Annotated in this window: 19 protein-coding genes; 7 read left to right on the top strand and 12 right to left on the bottom strand. The window is 40.2% G+C overall.

Annotated features, from left to right (window positions below; genetic code table 11):
* Positions 1-293: 293 nt before the first annotated feature.
* The gene (locus KTH84_RS11100; protein WP_262473139.1) at positions 294-665 is read left to right on the top strand and encodes a hypothetical protein; all 372 of its coding nucleotides are present in this window, start codon (positions 294-296) and stop codon (positions 663-665) included.
* A 538-nt stretch (positions 666-1,203) separates the two neighbouring features.
* Here KTH84_RS11100 and KTH84_RS11095 read toward each other — a convergent pair.
* From KTH84_RS11095 to KTH84_RS11080, 4 genes are all read right to left on the bottom strand, one after another.
* Entirely contained in the window at positions 1,204-1,626 is a 423-nt protein-coding gene (locus tag KTH84_RS11095) for a GFA family protein (protein WP_262473138.1), read from the bottom strand.
* An 8-nt stretch (positions 1,627-1,634) separates the two neighbouring features.
* Entirely contained in the window at positions 1,635-2,462 is an 828-nt protein-coding gene (locus KTH84_RS11090; protein ID WP_262473137.1) for an SAM-dependent methyltransferase, read from the bottom strand.
* 4 nt (positions 2,463-2,466) lie between these two features.
* Positions 2,467-3,765, bottom strand: a complete 1,299-nt coding sequence (locus tag KTH84_RS11085; protein WP_044425777.1) for an FAD-dependent oxidoreductase — start codon at positions 3,763-3,765, stop codon at positions 2,467-2,469.
* A 431-nt stretch (positions 3,766-4,196) separates the two neighbouring features.
* A complete protein-coding gene (locus tag KTH84_RS11080) occupies positions 4,197-5,069 on the bottom strand; it encodes a pirin family protein (protein ID WP_262473136.1) in 873 nt (290 codons plus the stop codon).
* A gap of 277 nt (positions 5,070-5,346) precedes the next feature.
* Here KTH84_RS11080 and ycaC point away from each other — a divergent pair, with 277 nt between their 5' ends.
* On the top strand, positions 5,347-5,973 hold the full coding sequence (ycaC, locus tag KTH84_RS11075) for an isochorismate family cysteine hydrolase YcaC (RefSeq protein ID WP_262473135.1): 627 nt from the start codon (positions 5,347-5,349) through the stop codon (positions 5,971-5,973).
* 19 nt (positions 5,974-5,992) lie between these two features.
* Entirely contained in the window at positions 5,993-6,967 is a 975-nt protein-coding gene (locus KTH84_RS11070) for a LysR substrate-binding domain-containing protein (protein ID WP_262473169.1), read from the top strand.
* 17 nt (positions 6,968-6,984) lie between these two features.
* Here KTH84_RS11070 and KTH84_RS11065 read toward each other — a convergent pair whose 3' ends face one another.
* Positions 6,985-7,905: a LysR substrate-binding domain-containing protein gene (locus tag KTH84_RS11065; RefSeq protein WP_262473134.1), complete on the bottom strand. Its 921-nt coding sequence runs from the start codon at positions 7,903-7,905 to the stop codon at positions 6,985-6,987.
* Positions 7,906-8,074: 169 nt separating this feature from the next.
* Between KTH84_RS11065 and KTH84_RS11060 the strand changes: the two genes are divergently transcribed.
* A complete protein-coding gene (locus KTH84_RS11060; RefSeq protein ID WP_003653987.1) occupies positions 8,075-8,752 on the top strand; it encodes an isochorismatase family protein in 678 nt (225 codons plus the stop codon).
* Positions 8,753-8,877: 125 nt separating this feature from the next.
* Here the strand turns inward: KTH84_RS11060 and KTH84_RS11055 are convergent, their stop codons facing one another.
* Entirely contained in the window at positions 8,878-10,326 is a 1,449-nt protein-coding gene (locus KTH84_RS11055; protein ID WP_262473133.1) for an NAD-dependent succinate-semialdehyde dehydrogenase, read from the bottom strand.
* Entirely contained in the window at positions 10,323-11,615 is a 1,293-nt protein-coding gene (gene gabT / locus KTH84_RS11050; protein WP_262473132.1) for a 4-aminobutyrate--2-oxoglutarate transaminase, read from the bottom strand. The genes KTH84_RS11055 and gabT overlap by 4 nt, the downstream gene beginning before the upstream one ends.
* A 156-nt stretch (positions 11,616-11,771) precedes the next feature.
* On the opposite strand from gabT, the gene KTH84_RS11045 reads away from it, so the two are divergent.
* Positions 11,772-13,271: a PLP-dependent aminotransferase family protein gene (locus KTH84_RS11045; protein ID WP_262473131.1), complete on the top strand. Its 1,500-nt coding sequence runs from the start codon at positions 11,772-11,774 to the stop codon at positions 13,269-13,271.
* A gap of 67 nt (positions 13,272-13,338) precedes the next feature.
* Here the strand turns inward: KTH84_RS11045 and KTH84_RS11040 are convergent, their stop codons facing one another.
* Entirely contained in the window at positions 13,339-14,781 is a 1,443-nt protein-coding gene (locus tag KTH84_RS11040) for an amino acid permease (RefSeq protein WP_202743138.1), read from the bottom strand.
* A gap of 321 nt (positions 14,782-15,102) precedes the next feature.
* Positions 15,103-15,651: a helix-turn-helix domain-containing protein gene (locus tag KTH84_RS11035; protein WP_133971340.1), complete on the bottom strand. Its 549-nt coding sequence runs from the start codon at positions 15,649-15,651 to the stop codon at positions 15,103-15,105.
* A 68-nt stretch (positions 15,652-15,719) separates the two neighbouring features.
* Here KTH84_RS11035 and KTH84_RS11030 point away from each other — a divergent pair, with 68 nt between their 5' ends.
* Both KTH84_RS11030 and KTH84_RS11025 read left to right on the top strand, forming a co-directional pair.
* Positions 15,720-16,415 (top strand): AzlC family ABC transporter permease, encoded by a 696-nt coding sequence (locus KTH84_RS11030; RefSeq protein WP_262473130.1) that lies wholly within the window; start codon positions 15,720-15,722, stop codon positions 16,413-16,415.
* On the top strand, positions 16,412-16,735 hold the full coding sequence (locus tag KTH84_RS11025) for an AzlD domain-containing protein (protein WP_202743140.1): 324 nt from the start codon (positions 16,412-16,414) through the stop codon (positions 16,733-16,735). Before KTH84_RS11030 ends, KTH84_RS11025 begins: the two co-directional genes overlap by 4 nt.
* A gap of 40 nt (positions 16,736-16,775) precedes the next feature.
* Here the strand turns inward: KTH84_RS11025 and ssb are convergent, their stop codons facing one another.
* From ssb to KTH84_RS11010, 3 genes are all read right to left on the bottom strand, one after another.
* A complete protein-coding gene (ssb, locus tag KTH84_RS11020) occupies positions 16,776-17,372 on the bottom strand; it encodes a single-stranded DNA-binding protein (RefSeq protein WP_042895689.1) in 597 nt (198 codons plus the stop codon).
* Positions 17,373-17,423: 51 nt separating this feature from the next.
* Positions 17,424-18,788: an MFS transporter gene (locus tag KTH84_RS11015; protein ID WP_262473129.1), complete on the bottom strand. Its 1,365-nt coding sequence runs from the start codon at positions 18,786-18,788 to the stop codon at positions 17,424-17,426.
* A gap of 148 nt (positions 18,789-18,936) precedes the next feature.
* Positions 18,937-20,019, bottom strand: coding sequence for a DUF475 domain-containing protein (locus KTH84_RS11010; RefSeq protein WP_133971314.1), 1,083 nt, complete (start codon positions 20,017-20,019; stop codon positions 18,937-18,939).
* Positions 20,020-20,102: the final 83 nt, after the last annotated feature.

Here is a 20,102-nt window from a genome sequence, read left to right as displayed (position 1 = left end):
AACAAACTATATTAATTATATTTTTTAAAAATATCTTTTTGATAAAAAGCTCTTCTCAAAACTCTGTTTTTAAATTTAATAAATAATTATTATAAATCTAAGCTTAAAAATGATGTTATAAAAACCAATTTATGCCTTTAAAGACAAAAAATTATGTTTCTAATTTATTAAAAAAATATGTTTTAAAATAAAAAATATGAAAAAGATATGATTATAATGCGCCACCAAATAAGGTCATGTTAATAAGACCTATTTATAAACTTTAATTCATTATGATACCAACAAGGAAAAATATGAAACTCCGTTTTATTTTACCTGCTTTATTTCTAGGGTTACCTTTAACAATACATGCTCAAGACGCTGCATCTCAACCCCAAATGCAAACACCAGTTTGCTTAATTGAGGGTAACCCTTCAGCCGAACACTATAAAGTAATCAAACGTATTAAAGCCGCAAAAGGAACCTATGGTGGTTTTGAAGAAATAAAACCTAAATTAGCTATGGTTACCCGTAAATATGGTGCAGATGTGGTGATTAATTATCATCAAAGCCAAAGATTTGGATTCTGGCCATGGCGTATTGTACGTCCGGTACTCACAGGAACTGCCGTAAAATGGAATACACCTGTTGATTGTGCTGCCTTAGGTGGAAAACAAATTTATTAATACAAAATGAAAAAAGCCCAACATCCTGTTGGGCTTTTTTCGTATTTCGTTACTAGGTACACTTCCTGTAATACCTCACGTCCTGATGCTTAAACTTATTATTGTTGTTTTACGTTTCGGAACTTCCTGTTCCTGATGAATTCATCATAGGCAATTCATGAGATCATAGAAAGACGCAAATTTCCTGAATGAATGTACGAAAAAGCGTACATGGTTCTTTTAAATTTAAGCTCAATTTACTTATCTTTAAAATTAAAAAAAAATGAATTTTAAAAAAGTTCAGTTCATCAATTAGATAAGAAAAATATATAATGAACCTTTCACTTTATTTCTAAAATAAATTTAAAAACAAGAAGGAACTCAAATGTTTACTTTACCAGTATATCTTTTTCAACCCTTAGTGATCGTACTTGCATGTCTAATTATCTTTGTAAGTAAAATGCCTCAACTAAAATATAGAAAAACTATATTATTTCTAGCGATGAGTAGCGTTATTTTAATCTGTGTTTTAGGAATATTGGGCTTCTTTAATTAAGTTTTATTTCTTACCCTTCTCTATCATTTTTTCAAAATGTCTAAGGTTTGGGTTGAGCGTATCCCAAGCATAGGCTTGGCTCACAAAGACTTCCGCCCTAGGCTGATAAAGACTCGGATCATCTAAAGTGCCTGCACGTATTGAAATCATTTCAGGGGCAATTTCAGGTAAGCCAAAAAGCTGAGAACCACAAGTCGGGCAAAATGCTCTTTTAATAGAACGACCAGAAGAACCTAAAGTCTCAAAATATTTAAGCTCGCCACTCACCTTCAATTCAGATTGATGAAAAAAAGCAATTGGTGCATATGCCGAACCTGTTGCCTTCTGGCAATCTCGACAATGGCAATTAAAGCTATAACGTGGCTCTGCTGCACTTTGATAACTTACAGCTCCACACAAACACGATCCCTGATATTTGGCTGACATAGTTCACTCTATTTTTTTATTGCTGTTATCTGAATATAACGTACATATCCATTTTGGTAGAGTTGTCGACATAACTTTGCAGTCATTTGAATTTTAAAGTTTGCCAACCCTCGGCTTTGATTCCTCTCTTGTTGATTTTGAATATATTGTGAAAAACCGAGTAATACTTGCTCGGATAAATCTTCAATTTGAATATCGACAAAACCTTGTTGTTCCAAGGCATTTCTCAGCGTTTTCTCGTTTGGCACATTATCCCAAACCACGTCTGCCGCTTTAAGCAGGTAACGATATTTTTGTTCTTGCAACACCGTCATGTTTTGACATGAATCGGCACGCATTAGGTAATGGAAACCTAATCGTCCTTTTGAATTTAAAACTGGAACAACTGAATCAAGAAATGAATTTAAATGACTGTGATAAGCCGCGTCGAGACATAGCATGACATCGAAGAATTGTTTGAATTCAAATTGTTTTAAATTTAAAAAAGAACCACTGTAAATCTGGTTTATCTCTGGAATAAGTTTTTGAATTTTATTAACACATTCGGCTTGCAAATCGACCGCACTTACGCTTTTTGGCTGATAGTACTTTAACCAATGCAATAAACTTGCACCCTGCCCACAGCCTAAATCTAATAGATGATCTTTTGAATTTAAATTGACAGCTTGTGCCAAATGGTCGGCCAATTGGCAACAAGCTTCATGGTAGTTTTGGGTATTTTTCCACAAACCCAAATTTGTCCAAGCAAGCTCTCCATCATCCCCTAAATTTGATGCATCAATTGCATATTTATGGGGAATCAATCGAGAAAGAGCTGCTCGAACTTTTGTTTTCACAATTTTAGTAACCGAGCTCAGGAGCAACTTCAACCTGAGGTTTTAAACCTACAAATGGTAAAGGTGCACCTAAAATTTCAGCAATGTGCATCGCAGAGGTTACTGCTGACTCTAAAATTGGCAAACCATCACATGACCATGAACCACAGTAAAATACTTTACGGTTTAAGTCTAAATGACGTTGTTGCAATTCTTTATTTAAAGCAATTGTTTGCGAGTCTACAACTGCACGCGTTAAGGTCACTTTTGAAATAACTTTTTTAGGGTCAATATCAGTGACTGGACGCCAAGTCTGAAATACAGGATTTTTACCTACAAGTGTTGGCTCAACCGCATTCATCCACACTGTGAATTGTTGACGCGTAAACTTACGATCCATCATATAGCTCAGCACTGACCAGTCTTTACGGCGTGGTGGCATTACTGTGGCATCTGTATGAATTACAAGATCACCTTGCTCAAAACGGAATTGCTTCAGCAGCTTCATATCTTCAGCAAATTGTTCAGGGTTTAAAAACTCATCGATCTTAGATGTCGGCGTTGCAACAATCACGCGATCAAATAAATTCTGTTCACCTTGGCTGTTTTCAACCAGTACTTTTTCACCTTGTAATTCAACTTTCTTAATCGCGGATCCGCTATGGATGTCGATATCTTTAATCAAACTGTCTACAAATGCAGGTGTACCACCTTTCATACGCAACAACATATCGCCATCAGTTAAGTGACGTAAAAACTCAAGTAAATTTTTTGCAGGCCAGTCGCCAATTGTTTTTGGATTACATGTACAAATGGTATATAAAACTGGCATTACTACACCATGCCAGAATACTTCTTCTATATCGTTCTGATTAATAAATTCAGCAAGGGTAATATCTTGATTTTTAGATTTAAAAAACTGATGAATCGCAGTTTTTAATTGCAACATCCCTTTAACCAAGCGCCAGCCATATTGCTGGATTCCTTTACGGTTATTAATAATCGGGAAATTACCAATACGGCTACGAGATGTGGTTAACCATGTTTCAGTACGGTCTTCAAATAACCAGCTACATGACATATAAGTACGAACCGGAAAGGTTTTAATGCCTAAATGAGCAGCAAGGCTAAGCGTGTTCTTCCATAAATGCGGGTTCATAACACGCAATGGTGCATCAATAATTCCACCGTCGAACTCAATACTATGGCTATCCATTCCCCGGCCAGGAAGTGCTTCAAATATCGTGATCGTATGCCCTGCATCTTTCAGAATTCTTGCTGCCGCAAGACCTGCCATTCCACTGCCAATAATTGCGATATTCAAAATGATGTCCCATTTTTCGAGAATTTTTTTGATTATCACTCATACCCTAAAAAAACACCGTATTAAAAACTACCAGATTTTTATTTTTTGCATCAATTTATATAGAAAATATTTAGTTTTTCGCCCCACTCATTTTTTATATTTTCTTACAATAACAATGAAACACATAAGGCCTTATATTTTTTGAAAATTTAAAAAAAATCTTTTAAATAAAATAAGATAATTTAACTATATTTATATCATTTGTTTTACAACTATCTTTTTTTGGGATATCATTAACCCATAATAATGAGAAGCAAATCACACAAAACAATGCCGACACAACAATGCTAACCATCATAAAAATAGAACCTTTACAGCGAAAAAGCCCGCTATTCACACTTGATAGCGGGCTTTTTATTACTTTGCTTTAATGCCTACTCGAGAGCAATTTATCCTTCTTGCATGAGTGAACCAAATTTTCCACGGTTAAAATCATTAATCGCTTCCATAATTTCAGATTTGGTATTCATTACAAATGGACCATAACCTTCGATCGGCTCATTGAGTGGCTGACCTGTTAGCACTAAAAACTTGGTGTCTTCTTCTGCATTTAGGCTAAATTCAACGCCTTCACGAGATAGAATCGCAACAGTTTTACCTTCAAGACGGTTTGAGTCATTAACCACAACAGCCCCTTCTAACACCACAACTAGCGTTGTATGTCCTTCAGGTACATAAAGGGTATGTTTTTGGCCTTTAACTAGTTTGCCATCCCATACATTTAACGGAATAAACGTAGTTGCTGCACCTTGTATATCTGCATAGTCACCTGCAATAACACGCAAATGGCTACCATGCTCGTCTAATGCAATGTCTGGAATATCTTTAGCTTCAATGGCTTGGTATTTTCCAGGGGTCATTTTTGAATTGGCAGGTAAATTCACCCACAATTGCACCATTTCAAAAAGACCGCCATGCTCTGCAAACTCAGGAGAATGAAACTCTTCATGCAACACTCCTGCACCAGCGGTCATCCATTGCACATCACCAGTTTTAATGGTTCCACCGCCACCACTTGAGTCTTTATGCGTCACTTCACCTTGGTAGGCGATTGTCACCGTTTCAAAACCACGGTGGGGATGTGAACCTACACCTTGCTGCTCAGTCGTTGGTGAGAAGGTATAAGGCGCTGCATAATCCAGTAGCAAAAATGGGCTTAGGGTTTGGCCTAAACGGTCATAAGAGAACAGGTTATATACAGGAAAACCATCACCCACCCAATGCATCTGGTTATTTTGATATGCACCAAGAAATTTCTTCATCTGATCTCTCCTATATATGTAGGATTTTCTTGAACTGGGATTGATTTTACGCCTCAATAATTGCAGTTTATAGATCAGGATTAGCAACACATTATTTCATCTATGAGACAATCATGCCTTTTCAGAACATGTCTCGGCTATCGTCCTATTTTTAAAATTCTTAATCCTATTTTTTAGACTTAATCACAACATAAAACTCAACTAGCATAATTTTAGGCAATGATGACCTACTTAATAATTTTTCATCATTCATTTTGATAACATGAGGAAATAAAAAATGGCTCAAGATTACGTGCGTTTAGACAAGGATAATGCTGCTGTTCTTTTAGTTGACCACCAAGCAGGTTTACTTTCTTTAGTTCGAGATATCGATCCAGATAAATTTAAAAATAATGTTTTAGCACTTGCAGATGCTGCAAAATATTTTAATTTACCTACTATTTTAACGACCAGTTTCGAAAATGGCCCAAATGGTCCTTTAGTTCCAGAGTTAAAGCAACTCTTCCCAGATGCTCCTTTTATTCCACGTCCTGGCCAAATCAATGCATGGGACAATGAAGATTTTGTAAAAGCTGTCAAAGCAACAGGTAAAAAACAACTGATTATTGCAGGTGTTGTGACTGAAGTTTGTGTGGCATTCCCTGCTTTAGCTGCGTTAGCAGAAGGCTTTGAAGTATTTGTGATTACCGATGCTTCTGGTACTTTCAATGAATTAACACGTGATGCTGCTTGGGATCGTATGTCAAAAGCAGGAGCACAACTTATGACTTGGTTCGGGATGGCATGTGAATTACATCGTGACTGGCGTAATGATGTAGAAGGTTTAGGTGCATTATTCTCAAATCATATTCCTGATTATCGCAACCTGATGACCAGCTATAGCTTTAATACATCGCAAAAATAATGACATGACCAAGATTAGAATGCTTAAGCATTCTAATCTTGCATTTAAATGGATTGATCTGAAATTGATAAGCTCTTTTGATGATTTTTATTATTTCTATTTGGTCGTAAAACACGGCGGCTTTAGTGCGGCCAGTGAAGCCGAAAATATTAGCAAGTCAAAGCTCAGCAGACGCATTATTGACCTTGAAAATAAATTTAATGTGAGCCTGATTCAAAGGACAACCCGCCATTTTAAAGTGACCGATTTAGGGCAAGAGTTTTACGAGGAATGCTGCAAAGTTATTGCTCAAGTTGAATGTGCAGAAAACGTTTTGTTAAAGCAAAAAAGTGAACCTCAAGGGTTGGTAAAAGTGAGTTGCCCACCTTTAATGATGCATTTTCAAATTAGAAAAATTTTAAATCAGTTTTTAAAAACCTATCCTAAAGTTGAAATATCACTCGAACTTACAAGCCGTCGAGTAGATATTTTGCATGATGACATCGACCTTGCCATTCGGACCAATTTCGAACCCAATGAAGACTCAAATCTTATTGTTCGTGATGTGATTAAAACCGATCATTGCCTGGTAGCCGCGCCTGAATTGCTCCAAGGTCGAGTAATCCAAAATTATTCAGAATTACAGGACTTTCCAAGTATTAGCCTGGGTACTCAAAAGCAAAATCATGTCTGGCATTTATGTAACACACGCAATGGCGAATCGGTTGATGTGCCTTATCAACCACGAATAAAAAGTAATGACTTAGCAGGTGTTTACTATGCCGTTATGGACGGCCTAGGAATCGCGGACCTTCCCTTTTTAACCGTTGAATCTGAAATTCGTAAAGGCAAACTTATCCATCTTCTTCCTGAGTGGAAATCGAATATTGGCATGCTACAACTGGTTTATGTGTCCAGAAAAGGCCAGCGTCTTGTAGTCGAAAAACTCATTGAAACGCTGATTGATGAATTGCGACGTTTGCCTGAAAGTAATCAAGGTTATTCATTTTCATAATGCATTGAATACTTCTTTTAATAAAGAACAGATGCATTCTTTTTAAGTTCTTTAAACTTTTCTACAAGAAAATCAATGAGCAACTTTACTGAAGGCAACAATCCACGCCTGCTTGTATACACCAAATGAATCATTTCAGGAGGAAATTGCCATTCAGGCAATACGTTCACGAGTGTTCCTTTAGCGAGATCTTCATAGACCACAAGTTCTGGTAATTTTGCTACCCCTAATCCTTGTAACGTGGCGTTTCTTAAAGCTGTTAAATCCGTAGTAGTGAACCGAGGGTAGCATTTTACTATGGCCTCTTGTTGGTCTTCAGAATAAAGATGCCATGCATATTCGGGTGCAAAAGACTCCATCATTAAAATAGGCCAATCGGCTAATTGCTCAGGTCTTGAGATTGAAAAATATCGACTGGTTAAATTAGGGCTAGCAACAACAAACTGCCGGGCCAAAGCCAGCTCACGAACAATAGAATCACTATCAGGCAAAGGTAAAGGCCGAATTCGAATGGCCAAATCAAATCTTTCATCAATCAGGTCGACTCTTCGGTTTGTCGCCTCTACATGTAGTTTAATTTTAGGATAAAGCGCCAGAAACTCGTTAAGCATTTCACTTACATTAATGTGCAGCAAGTTTGTGGGACAAGATAATTTAATTAGGCCACGTGGTTCCGATGTTAAATATTCAATCGCCTCTTCTGCTGCCTCTGCTTCAATCAGCATTGCCTTACAGTGCTGATAGTAAATCTTGCCCACCTCAGTAATCGAGACTTGGCGAGTTGTTCTATTGAGTAGCTTCACGCCAAGCCGATTTTCTAGCTCTGCCATACGTCGGCTTAATAAAGACTTGGTCACCATCAACTCGTGACTCGCAGCCGAAAAACCACCGCAATCAATAATCTTTACGAAAAAAAAGAGGTCATTTAAGTCTTTCATTTTGTAATCCTGACATATCACATATTAATTACAGTGCATTTCAGCAAGCTGAATATAAAACATACCATATTGTTTTCTGTATATGACAATGATTTCTATTTTAGATATTTTTCACTCTTTATCCTATTTGTAATATGAATTACACACTCATCAAAGAGAGCATATAACAATGACAACTCCAGCAAATTTCAATGGTCAACGCCCAGTCATCGATCCAGATGATTCAGTCATGCTTTTGATCGATCACCAAAGTGGTCTATTTCAAACTGTAGCAGACATGCCAATGACCGAATTACGTGCCCGTGCAGCAGCATTGGCTAAAATCGCAAGCTTGTCGAATATTCCGGTAATTACAACCGCTTCTGTTCCACAAGGTCCAAATGGCCCCCTTATTCCAGAAATTCACGCAAATGCACCTCATGCACAGTATGTTGCCCGTAAAGGTGAAATCAATGCATGGGACAATCCTGAATTTGTTGCCGCAGTAAAAGCGACTGGCCGTAAGACTCTTATTATTGCTGGGACAATTACCAGCGTTTGTATGGCTTTCCCAGCTATTAGTGCGGTTGCAGAAGGATATAAAGTTTTTGCAGTGGTTGATGCTTCAGGAACTTATAGCAAAATGGCGGAAGAAATTACGTTAGCGCGTGTTGTGCAAGCTGGTGTAGTTCCTATGGATACGGCAGCAGTTGCTTCTGAAATTCAAAAAACATGGAATCGAGATGACGCGCTTGAATGGGCACAAGTTTATACTCAAATTTTCCCTGCCTACCAGCTACTGATTGAAAGCTATACCAAAGCTCAAGAAGTAATTAAAAATAGCGAAGTTTTAGACTCTGCACGCTAAGTCTTAATTCCAAATCTTATTTAAAAAAAACCGGTCATGAATGGGCATGACCGGTTTTTTATCAAACATCACATGCAGCATAACTGCATGTTTTCGTTCAGAACAAAACGAACCCGCGTTGTTCCTTACTCAGATAAGTCTACGCAGAGGTATTTCATTTCGACATATTCTTCAATGCCGAATTTTGAACCTTCACGGCCTAGACCTGACTGTTTTACGCCACCAAACGGAGCAACTTCATTTGAAATTGCGCCCGTGTTAATGCCGACCATACCGTATTCAAGCGCTTCACCCACTCGCCATTGACGAGCCGTGCTTTGAGTAAACAAATAAGCAGCTAGACCAAACTCAGTATCGTTCGCCATTGCTACTGCTTCATCTTCAGTTTTAAAGCGGAATAGCGGTGCAAGCGGACCAAAAGTTTCTTCTTTCGACACTTTCATGTCTTGCGTTACGCCAGTTAAAACTGTTGGTTCAAAGAATGTGCCACCAAGTGCCGAACGCTGACCACCAATACGAATTGTTGCGCCTTTCTCAGTTGCATCTGCAATATGAGACTGAACTTTTGCAATCGCATCTTCATCAATTAAAGGCCCTTGAGTTGAACCTTCTTGACGTCCGTCGCCTACTTTAAGCTTAGACACTGCTTCAACCAGACGCTCTGCCAATGCATCGTAAATACCGTCTTGAACATAAATACGGTTCGCACAAACACAGGTTTGACCGCTATTGCGATATTTGCTTGCCATAATGCCCTGAACGGCTTGTTCAAGGTTGGCATCGTCAAACACCACGACTGGTGCATTACCACCCAGCTCAAGCGACAGTTTCTTAATGGTTGGCGCACATTGTTGCATCAAGATACGACCAACTTGTGTTGAACCCGTGAAGCTCAGCTTACGAACGATATCGCTTTCACATAAAGTTTTGCCCACTTCAGCCGCATCACCGCTAATGTTAATTAAAACATCGGCTGGTAAGCCTGCTTGTAACGCCAAAACTTCAAGCGCATAGGCAGTTAATGGTGTTTGCTCTGCTGGCTTAACCAACATTGAACACCCCGCAGCAATTGCCGGACCCGCTTTACGCGTAATCATGGCAGCTGGGAAGTTCCACGGTGTAATTGCAGCAGTCACACCAATCGCTTGTTTAATCACTAAAAGACGTTGATTTGGCAGTGTCGGTGTTAAAACCTCACCATCAACACGGCGGGCTTGCTCAGCAAACCAACGAATGAATGATGCTGCATAACCAATTTCACCACGTGCTTCTGCCAATGGTTTACCTTGCTCAGCCGTTAAAATTTGAGCCAGATTTTCTTTGTGCTCAAGCATGAGGTTGTACCATACCAATAACACATCAGCACGAACCAAGGCAGTTTGCTTTTTCCAAGCAGCTTGCGCTTTGGCTGAGCGGTTAATTGCGGCTTCAACCCCTGCGCGGTCATAGGTTTTTACCCATGCCAAAGTTTCACCCGTAGCAGCATCATTTACCTCGATATAGTCATTTGATGCAGGCGCTTCTAATGAAATATCAGGATGTTTTAATAAATACTGCAAATTGTTTTGAATCATGCAGATTGCTCCATCGCTTTTGCACTACCTGCTTTGAGTGTCGCAAAACCTTGTTTCAGGATATTAAGGCCTTGACGGAATTGCTCAGCAGGAATGGTTAATGGATATAAGAAACGAATTACATTACCGTATTTACCACAAGTCAGAAGTAACAACCCGTTTTCCATTGCATAGTTTTGTACAACTTTTGCTTGTTCGGCAGTTTCTAGTTCTACTGCAACCATTGATCCTAATGCACGGATATCAGTCACTACATTTCCTGTTGTTTGCTGAATATCTTTAAGCGAAACAACCAACTCAGCACCTAATTCATTTGCACGGTCACATAAGTTTTCTTCTTCAATTGCATCAATCACTGCATGAGCAGCAGCAACAGCAATCGGGCTACCTGCGTAAGTACCACCTAATCCGCCTGGGTTAGGTGCATCCATCACTTCTGCACGACCAACCACACCCGAAATTGGGAAACCGCCGCCTAAGCTTTTTGCCATGGTGATCAAGTCAGCTTTGGTCTCGTAATGGTTCATTGCAAACAATTTACCAGTACGTGCAAAACCAGACTGAACTTCGTCAGCTACAAGTAAAATACCGTGCTTATCGCAAATAGCGCGTAAACGTTTTAAGAACTCGGCAGGTACAACATGAAAGCCGCCTTCACCTTGTACTGGCTCAAGCACAATCGCCGCAACATCATGCGGTGCAATATCTTCACTGAAAATATCTTCAACGCTTTCAATTGCTGCATCTACTGAAATACCTTTAGCTGGTACAGGGTAACGTGCGTGGAACACACCAGCTGGCATCACACCAAAATCACGTTTGTAAGGAGCTGTTTTTCCTGTCATTGCCATGGTCATGAATGAACGACCGTGGAAACCATTACCAAAAGTGATAATGCCGTGACGACCAGTGTAACAACGGGCAATCTTCACTGCATTTTCAACCGCTTCTGCACCTGTTGTGAAAAAAGCAGACTTGGCAGGTCCTGCAATGGGTGCACGTTCATTAATACGCTCAGCTAAAGACACATAGCTTTCATAAGGCGTTACTTGATAGGCAGTATGCGTAAATTTAGTTAATTGTTCAGTTACCGCTGCAATCACTTTAGGGTGGCGATGGCCTGTATTTAAAACCGCGATACCACCAGCAAAGTCGATGAATTGGTTGCCTTCCTTGTCCCAAAGCGTGGCATTTTCAGCTTTTTCAGCGTACCACTGACACATCACGCCTACACCACGTGGAGTTGCTTGCTGTTTACGTGCGTTAAGTGCAGAATGTTGATTATCCATTTGATTCCCTCATATTTTCATCATCAGTTGCAGCTTTGGTTTTTTACATCCTGTGCTTAATTTTCAGGGTGCTTTACAACAACTGCCTATGCATGTAATTTCGCTCGTCTGGCGGCAACTGACGAGAGCCATTTTTTAACTGTAGGAGAGAGCCAATTGCGTAGTTTACTTGGAGATCATTTGTTACAACGGCTCCAACAGGACATCGAGGGTAAACTCCATCAGCGACTTTTTCGTTGTCTACGCGCTGCCATTATTGATGGAGTGGTTCAACCAAAAACGCGTTTGCCCGCTTCACGGGATTTGGCCAGTGAAATTCATGTTTCAAGAAATACAGTTCTTACAGCCTACGAACAACTACAAGCGGAAGGTTACTTAGAAGCACGTACAGGACACGGCACATGGGTTGCAGAGAAGCTACCCGAAAGCTTTTTAAATACAAAAAATGAAAAGAAAACTGTTTCAAAACCACATGTTCAAAACTCTTATGCGCTATCACAGCGTGGTTCAAATTTATTAGGCTATGCCGCAGCTTCTCCACATCAATGGGGTGCATTTGTACCAGGAGCTCCGGACGTTACCGAGTTTCCACATCATATTTTTAGTCGTATTCAAGCAAAATTAAGCCGTGAGCCAGACATTAACCGCCTTATCTATAGCAACGCGGGCGGATGTATTGAACTTCGAAGTGCGTTGGCAGACTACTTACGGGTTGCCCGTTCAGTTCAGTGTGATGCTGACCAGATTATTATTACCGAAGGTATTCACCAAGCGATTGATTTAGTCTCGCGTGCGCTCAGTGACATTGGTGACCGGATCTGGATTGAAGATCCAGGCTATTGGGGAATGCGTAATACTTTACGTATTAATGGCGTTGATATTCAACCCATGCCAGTCGATGCCGAAGGCATTATCCCCGAAGAAAATCCGGTTAAACCACCTAAACTCATTTTTGTCACGCCCTCACACCAATATCCGCTTGGCTCACATTTAAGCCTAGATCGTCGACGCAAATTGATTGAGATTGCCCGTCAGCACAATAGCTGGATTGTAGAAGATGATTACGACAGTGAGTTCCGTTTCTCGGGCCAACCTTATCCGTCTTTACAGGGCCTAGAAAATGATGCACCTGTGCTGTACATGGGAACATTCAGTAAAACCATTTATCCATCTCTAAGAATTGGTTATTTGGTGGTGCCTAAACCGCTCTTTTCTCCGCTACGGATTGTGGCAGCAGAGTTGTACCGTGGTGGACATTTACTCGAACAAAAAGCATTAGCTGAATTTATTCGCGAAGGTTACTACGAAGCACATATTCGTCGTATGCGCCTACTTTATGGCAAACGCCGTGATTACTTGGTGAGCTTGATTAAACGCTATCTGGGGGCTGAATTTATCCATGATTATGATGAAGCTGCGGGTTTGCATCTGGTTTTAAAACTACCAGCTCATTGCGATGATGTGGCGATTGCAGCCACTGCACTTGAGCGTGGTGTCAAAGTTCGCCCACTTTCGCAGTACTATATGCAATCTCATGCACATGCCCAGCGTGGCTTACTGATGGGCTTTGCCTGTGTTAATGAAAAAGACATGGTGATGGCATTTGGTGTCTTGCTCCAGTGCTTACGTGAAGCAGGCGTATCTACACTAAATTGATTCTTTAATCTCATCATACTGAATAAAAAAAGAGCCTCATCGAGAGGCTCTTATCTTTTCAAAAATACTAAACCAACTTTTCTTCATGGTTATGTGTTAAATGAGTCTGTCTACGGTCTTTGCCCCAACCCAGTTTTTCCGACAATATTCCAAAAAATACAATAATGCCGAACAATGCTGTGGTGTAAATCACTTCTTTAAAATATGTGCCTTCAATCAACATGGTAAGAATTGCACCAATAATCGCAAAGATCACCACATAAGTTAGGAAAGGAAACATCCACATTTTAAAGTCAATTTTCACGCCTTCTGCTTCTAATTTTTTACGCATGCGAAGCTGAGAGTAAGCAATGGTCAGGTACACATACAATGTTGCCGCACCAGTCGTTAGCATGAAAAAGTCATAAACATCCATGCTCTTGGTGGCAGTTAAAATCACGGCAATCACAGAGAAAAAGCATGACACAATCACACCAACCCACGGGCTGCTTTTACTGTTCACAGAACCAAAACTTTTCGGTGCATCGCCACGTTTAGCCAACGAAAATAACATACGTGAACACGTGTAAAGTGCTGAGTTAAAGCAACTACATACTGACGTTAACACCACAAAATTCACAATATGGCGAGCCCCCGGAATCCCAAGTGCCGACAAAGTCACGCTATAGGTTCCCCACGTCGAATCTTTCAAAAGTTCATTGTTGTGAGGAATTAAGCATACCGCGACAAACATTGAACCAACATAGAACAAAATAATTCGCCAAACAACCGAATTAGAAGCTTTACGAATTTCCTTAGATGGATTTTCTGATTCTGCTGCTGCTACAGTCACAATTTCAGCACCAATATAGGCAAACATGACCCCAAGCAAAGCGGTAATAACGGATGATCCCCCATTTGGCATAAAGCCTTGAGAGGTTAAGTTACTAATACCAGAAGCAGCTGGATTACCCCAAGGCCACAAATGCATGATGGCCAAACTACCAATCACAAGGAAAATAACAATCGCGATAACTTTGATAAGGGCGAACCAGAACTCAAATTCGCCATAGTTTTTCACGTTTTGTAAATTGACTGCGACCAATGCAACAATGACCACGACCATATAGGCCCAGATTGGTATAAAGGGGAACCAGTTATTTAAAATTTTACCTGCCACATAGGCTTCCCACCCCATGAGCATTGCGAGCGTACACCAGTACAACCAGCCAATTGAAAAACCAGCCCAACGGCCAATCGCACGGTCTGCATAAGTTGAAAAAGAGCCACTGTCAGGGTTTAAAACAGCCATCTCGCCTAACATACGCATGATGAACCAAACGAGTAAACCACCCAAAGCATAGGTTAGAAAAACTACAGGTCCCGTATTGTAAATAATACTACCCGAGCCCACGAATAGAGAACCACCAATGACTCCTGCAATCGAGATCATCGTCAGGTGGCGTGATTTGAGTCCATGTTTTAAACTTTGGGAGTGATTGGCTTCAGAACCATTTTGATGAGCTGCCATATCATTTTCCTTAATATATGGAGGATATCGGCTAGTCTCGGAAAACCTCCGAAGCCAAAAAATATCCCCTAAAAATTTAGCCGTTCTGCCCAATTCCTAAAACAGAAAATTCACTGAGCTTATCCGGCGCTTCCGTATGCATACTTCCAATGGCTTTAATTTGTCGTTTCGGCAGTCAAGAAACGAGAGCCATTTTTGTAATAAAAGAGAGAGCCAATTGCAAAATTTATACGCAAAATTGGCCCTTTTTGTATGGGATGCTGGTAAATGGTTTTTATTTTGAATAATAAATAAGTTTTAATTTAATCAGTTTAAAATTCTTTAATTTTGTTCAGAAATTAATAAAGCTTTTGTCCCCTTTTCTAAAGCTCTAAATATATGTTTTTGATCGGCAGGGTAACAAATATAATCTCCAACACCGAGCTCAACAGCTTCATCAATTAAGCCAACCAAAGCTTTGCCCTCAACCACAATAATGTGCTCTACAGAACCAACTGGATGGGGTTCAGAAAGACGGTCTTCGCCAGGCTCAACAATGAGTAGATATACATCTCGACGTGCATGAGGCGGACAATTCGCCAGTAAAATTGCCTTGTAATTGGCAATCTCAGAACTCACTGTTGGACCCTCGCCGCAACGAATCACTTGTACCTGATTGCTAGGCTCTTCCATCAGACGTGCAAATGGAATATTTAGTGCAACACAAAGCGCCCATAAGGTTTCAATACTTGGGTTACCTTGGCCTGCCTCTAATTGTGAAAGTGTAGATTTGGCGACACCTGCACGACGAGCAACCTCTGCCAATGAAAGCCCTACTCTTTGGCGCTCACGAGTTAAACCTTTGGCAATAATTTGAATTGGCTGAGACATTCAACACACCCGTTCTATATAAAAAACGATCGTTCATTTTGACAAAACAATCAGACTTATTCATTATAATGGAAAATCGTTCGTTATATCATGCTATGACCACATACTCTCTCATTAAGAAACTTAGTAAAGACACCACTCGCTCAATTTTCTTTGTGTGTCTGGCAACCAGTGTAGTCGGAATGTCTTTAGGTTCTCTTGCCGCGAGCTATGGCCTCCCCTTGTGGATTCCACTTTGCTTATCGATTTTTGTACTTGCAGGGACTGCTGAATTTATCTTTATTGGTTTTTTAGCAGTAGGCGGTAGCCCGATTGCTGCTGCAATTGCAGGACTATTGGTCAATTTAAGGCATTTACCTTTTGGAATTGCGGTCAATGAATTAATCAGAGGTAAATTCTCTCGATATTTCGGGGCCCATATCATGAACGATGAAAGCGTTTTGTTTGGCATGGCACAGCCTGATTTTGAGACTAAAAAAGCTGCTTATTGGTTGTGTGGTATAAGCATCATGCTGAGCTGGCCACTCGGTGTCACTGCCGGTTATTTTATTGGAACTGCTATTCCAGACCCAAAAACATTTGGGCTAGATGCAATTTTCCCCGCCATTTTAATTGCTCTTACTTTTTCTGCTTTAAAGAATAAATTTACGCGAAGAGCTGCATTTTCTGGCGCAACTTTAGCCCTGATCACCACACCCTTTTTAGCCTCAGGACTTCCAATTTTAATTTCTCTTTTTGGTTTAATATTTGGGAGAAAGAAATGAATCAACAATTACTCATTATTTTAGGTATAGCCTTACTTGCACTCGGTACTTACAGCATTCGTTTTGCGGGTTTTCATTTAGGTGCCAAATTTACTTTTTCTGAAAAATACCAAGTTTTATTGTCAAACGGCGCAACTGTTTTGCTGTGCGCTATTGCCGTGACGACGACATTTTTTGAAGGTCAACATTTTGCTGGTTTCGCACGTATTTTTGGTGTTGGGTTAGCGCTTTTCTTGGTCTGGAAAAAAGTGCCTCTATTATTGGTGATTTGTTTAGCAGCCGCTGGTACAGCACTGTTACGTTTACTTGGAATCGAGTAATAAAAAAGGCGAGATAAACTCGCCTTTTTTGAAACTTTGATTAGAACGGTAAATCGTCGTCTAAATCAGCTGGTGCAGACGCAGGCTGTTGTGGAGCTTTTGGAGCAAAACCACCAGATTGTGGGTTACTGTTTCCACCATTACCAAAACCAGCTGGGTTGCTGCCATAGCCGCCACCACTATTTTGGTTATAACCACCGCCTTGGTTATTATTATTTTGATAACCATTGCCACCTTGTTGAGGTGCGTTAAAACGCGGTTGATTAAAATCATTACCGCCAGCGAGACCTTGTTCACCTTGTTGACGACCATCTAACATTTGCATCTGTTCGCCACGAATTTCTGTTGTATAGCGCTCTTGGCCATTTTGGTCTGTCCACTGACGCGTACGTAATGAACCTTCAATATAAACCTTAGAACCTTTACGTAAAAACTGCTGAGCAATTTCCCCTAAACGGTTATGCAAAACAATACGGTGCCATTCTGTTTGTTCTTTACGTTCACCCGAAGTTTTATCAGTCCAAGCTTCACTTGTCGCGATTGAAAATTGAGTCAACGAGCCCCCATTTGGAAAAGTTTTTGTTTCAGGATCACGACCCAAAGTACCAACCAAAATAACCTTATTTACACCACGCATTAGCTGTCTTCATCCTATACATTTCTATGTTTTACTTTATAAGAGTTATGCTTAAATGGCTACCTCTTTACCGAACAACTGCGTTAAATCACGTCGCGCAGCCTCATCAAGTGACTGTTTATCGACTTTAATATAAGCAACTTGCTGGTCAGGCATCACCACAACTTCTTCAATACCACGAATTGCCAATAGCTGTGTGGTCCACTCATTCACCTGTTGCACTTGCGGTAATGGCAACACAATAGATGACAAATACCGCGGCTGAGCTAAACCAAAACTAATTAGCAGCCATATTATAGCAATCCCTGCTAAGACACTCCATCCCATCGCAGTATTATGTAACATCAATAGTTGTCCACCAAGTGTGCCCCCAAAAAAAGCACCTAAAAACTGACTACTGGCATTTACACCCATAGCAGTCGCTTTTGACTGGATTGGAGCACATTTTGATAACCACGATGGCAATAATGCTTCCATCACATTAAATGCAATAAAGAAAATACCTAGGCCTGCGAGTAATACATATTTTGATTGATAACCAAATATCAGTAACAGCAAACCTGCAATAATCCCTGTAATTGCCGTTAAGAAAATGCCTCGCATTTTACGATATTTTTCAGCCACGATAATGCTTGGAAATGCAAAAAACAGACTAATTACTAACAGTGGCAGATACACCAGACCATGGCTAGCTAAAGGAATATGTGCAAACTCGATGAGCTGTGAAGGCACATAAATAAACATGGCTGTGAGCAGTAAGTGCAATGAAAAAACCGAAACATGCAACCGGTTTAAATCACCCATTTGAATGACTTGCTTAAGCTGCGCCATGTAGCCTTGCTGATAATTACGATGATGACGGGTCACTTTAGGCACAAGCAAGAGCATCAAAATCGCGATTAAGCCCATAATGGTCGTGACAAAGAATAGGCCTGAAATACCTACAATGCTTGTGAGCCAAGGTCCAAGACTAAAAGCCACCACAAAAGACAAACCAATACTCATGCCCATGGCAGCCATAGCTTTAGTACGTTGCTCTTCGCGCGTAACATCTGCCAAAAGCGCCATCACGACTGCTGAAACAGCCCCCGCACCTGCTATGGCACGGCCAATAATCACACCATAAATCGTGTCAGATAAACCGGCAATAGCACCACCAATAGCAAAAAGTAACAAGCCAAGCACCACGAGAGGTTTACGGCTAAAACGGTCAGCAAGTAAGCTAAATGGAATCTGTAAAATCGCCTGACTTAAACCATAGACACCCACAGCCAAACCAATGAGTGCTGGAGTCGCATATTGATATGACTGCCCGACTACAGAAAAGACAGGAATAATCATGAACAAACCCAACATGCGTAGCGCAAAAATACTACTTAAGGCAAAAGTTGAGCGACGTTCCAAAGCATTCATCATATCAATACACGTTTATCAAACTAGGCAAATTATAAGCCGATTCGTTTCTAAAAATACGGAACCCCCTTATTTAAATTAACGATTTCAGCTTAAAAAAATAAAGAGGCATTTAGCCTCTTTATTTTAAACATCTTTACTGAAAATTAGCTTAAGACGAGTGTGGATGGCGTTTACTATATTGAATTGAAGCAAATACAGCCCAAACAATAAATGCTACACCAATTAAACCTGTTACCACTTCTGGTACATGTACGCCTGTACCACTTGCAATCATAATGAATGCTAAAGCACCAATGGCATAATGTGCTCCATGTTCCAAGAACACATACGCATCTAGCGTGCCTTTTTCAACAAGATAAACTGTCATTGAACGGACAAAAATAGCACCAATTGCAAGACCAAGCATAATCACGACAACATCACTCGTAATCGCAAAAGCACCAATCACGCCGTCAAAACTAAAAGATGCATCTAACACTTCTAGGTATAAGAAACCACCAATTCCCGCTTTAACTACACCCGAAGCAGCGCCTGATCCATCTTTCATAACGGCATTGCCATCTTCATCAATTTCAGGTTCACCGCCTAACATATGGCTTAATACTTCTACCCCAATATAAACCACAATGCCCCAAATACCTGCCATAGTCACAACAAGGCGCTGCGATTCATCAACATTAGCTGCCATAATTAACATCGCAATGAGAGCAATAAAAACAGACATTGCTGGTACGCTAGCTAAGCTAGAAAGTTTAGCTTCAAGCCATCTGAACCAATGAGTTTCTTTTTCTTCATCAAAAAAGAAGTTTAAGAAAACCAATAATAGGAATGTTCCACCAAAAGCAGAAATCTCGGCGTGGTGGGCCATTAAGCGTTCAGAATACGTTTTTGGATCGTTGAGTGCCAATTTGGCCACTTCAATCATTCCCATATCCGCGGTTACAGCAACAATTGCCACTGGGAAAATTAAACGCATACCAAAAACGGCGATTAAAATACCCACCGTCAAAAATAGCATTTTCCAGAAAGGATCCCAATTACGCAGAACCGATGCATTGACAACAGCATTGTCAAAAGATAGAGAAACCTCCATTACAGCTAAAATGGCTGTAATTGTTAAAGCTTTAAGCATGGTAGACATGCCCGCTTCAGGTCCATGGGTAAAACCCCAATACGCGGATAGTGCTAAACACACCACCGTAAAAAATATCGAAAATCGGAAATGCTTCATGGATCAGACCTATGCCAAGAATTAAACTTAATCTTTCTTTAAAAACGCGGTTATTATATCGATAATTCACCATAAAATGATGT

The organism is Acinetobacter sp. WU_MDCI_Abxb74 (genome assembly GCF_025513915.1).
Taxonomy (GTDB): domain Bacteria; phylum Pseudomonadota; class Gammaproteobacteria; order Pseudomonadales; family Moraxellaceae; genus Acinetobacter; species Acinetobacter calcoaceticus_C.
Note: the sequence above shows the minus strand (reverse complement) of the source record. Positions and strands in the feature narration are given on the sequence as shown.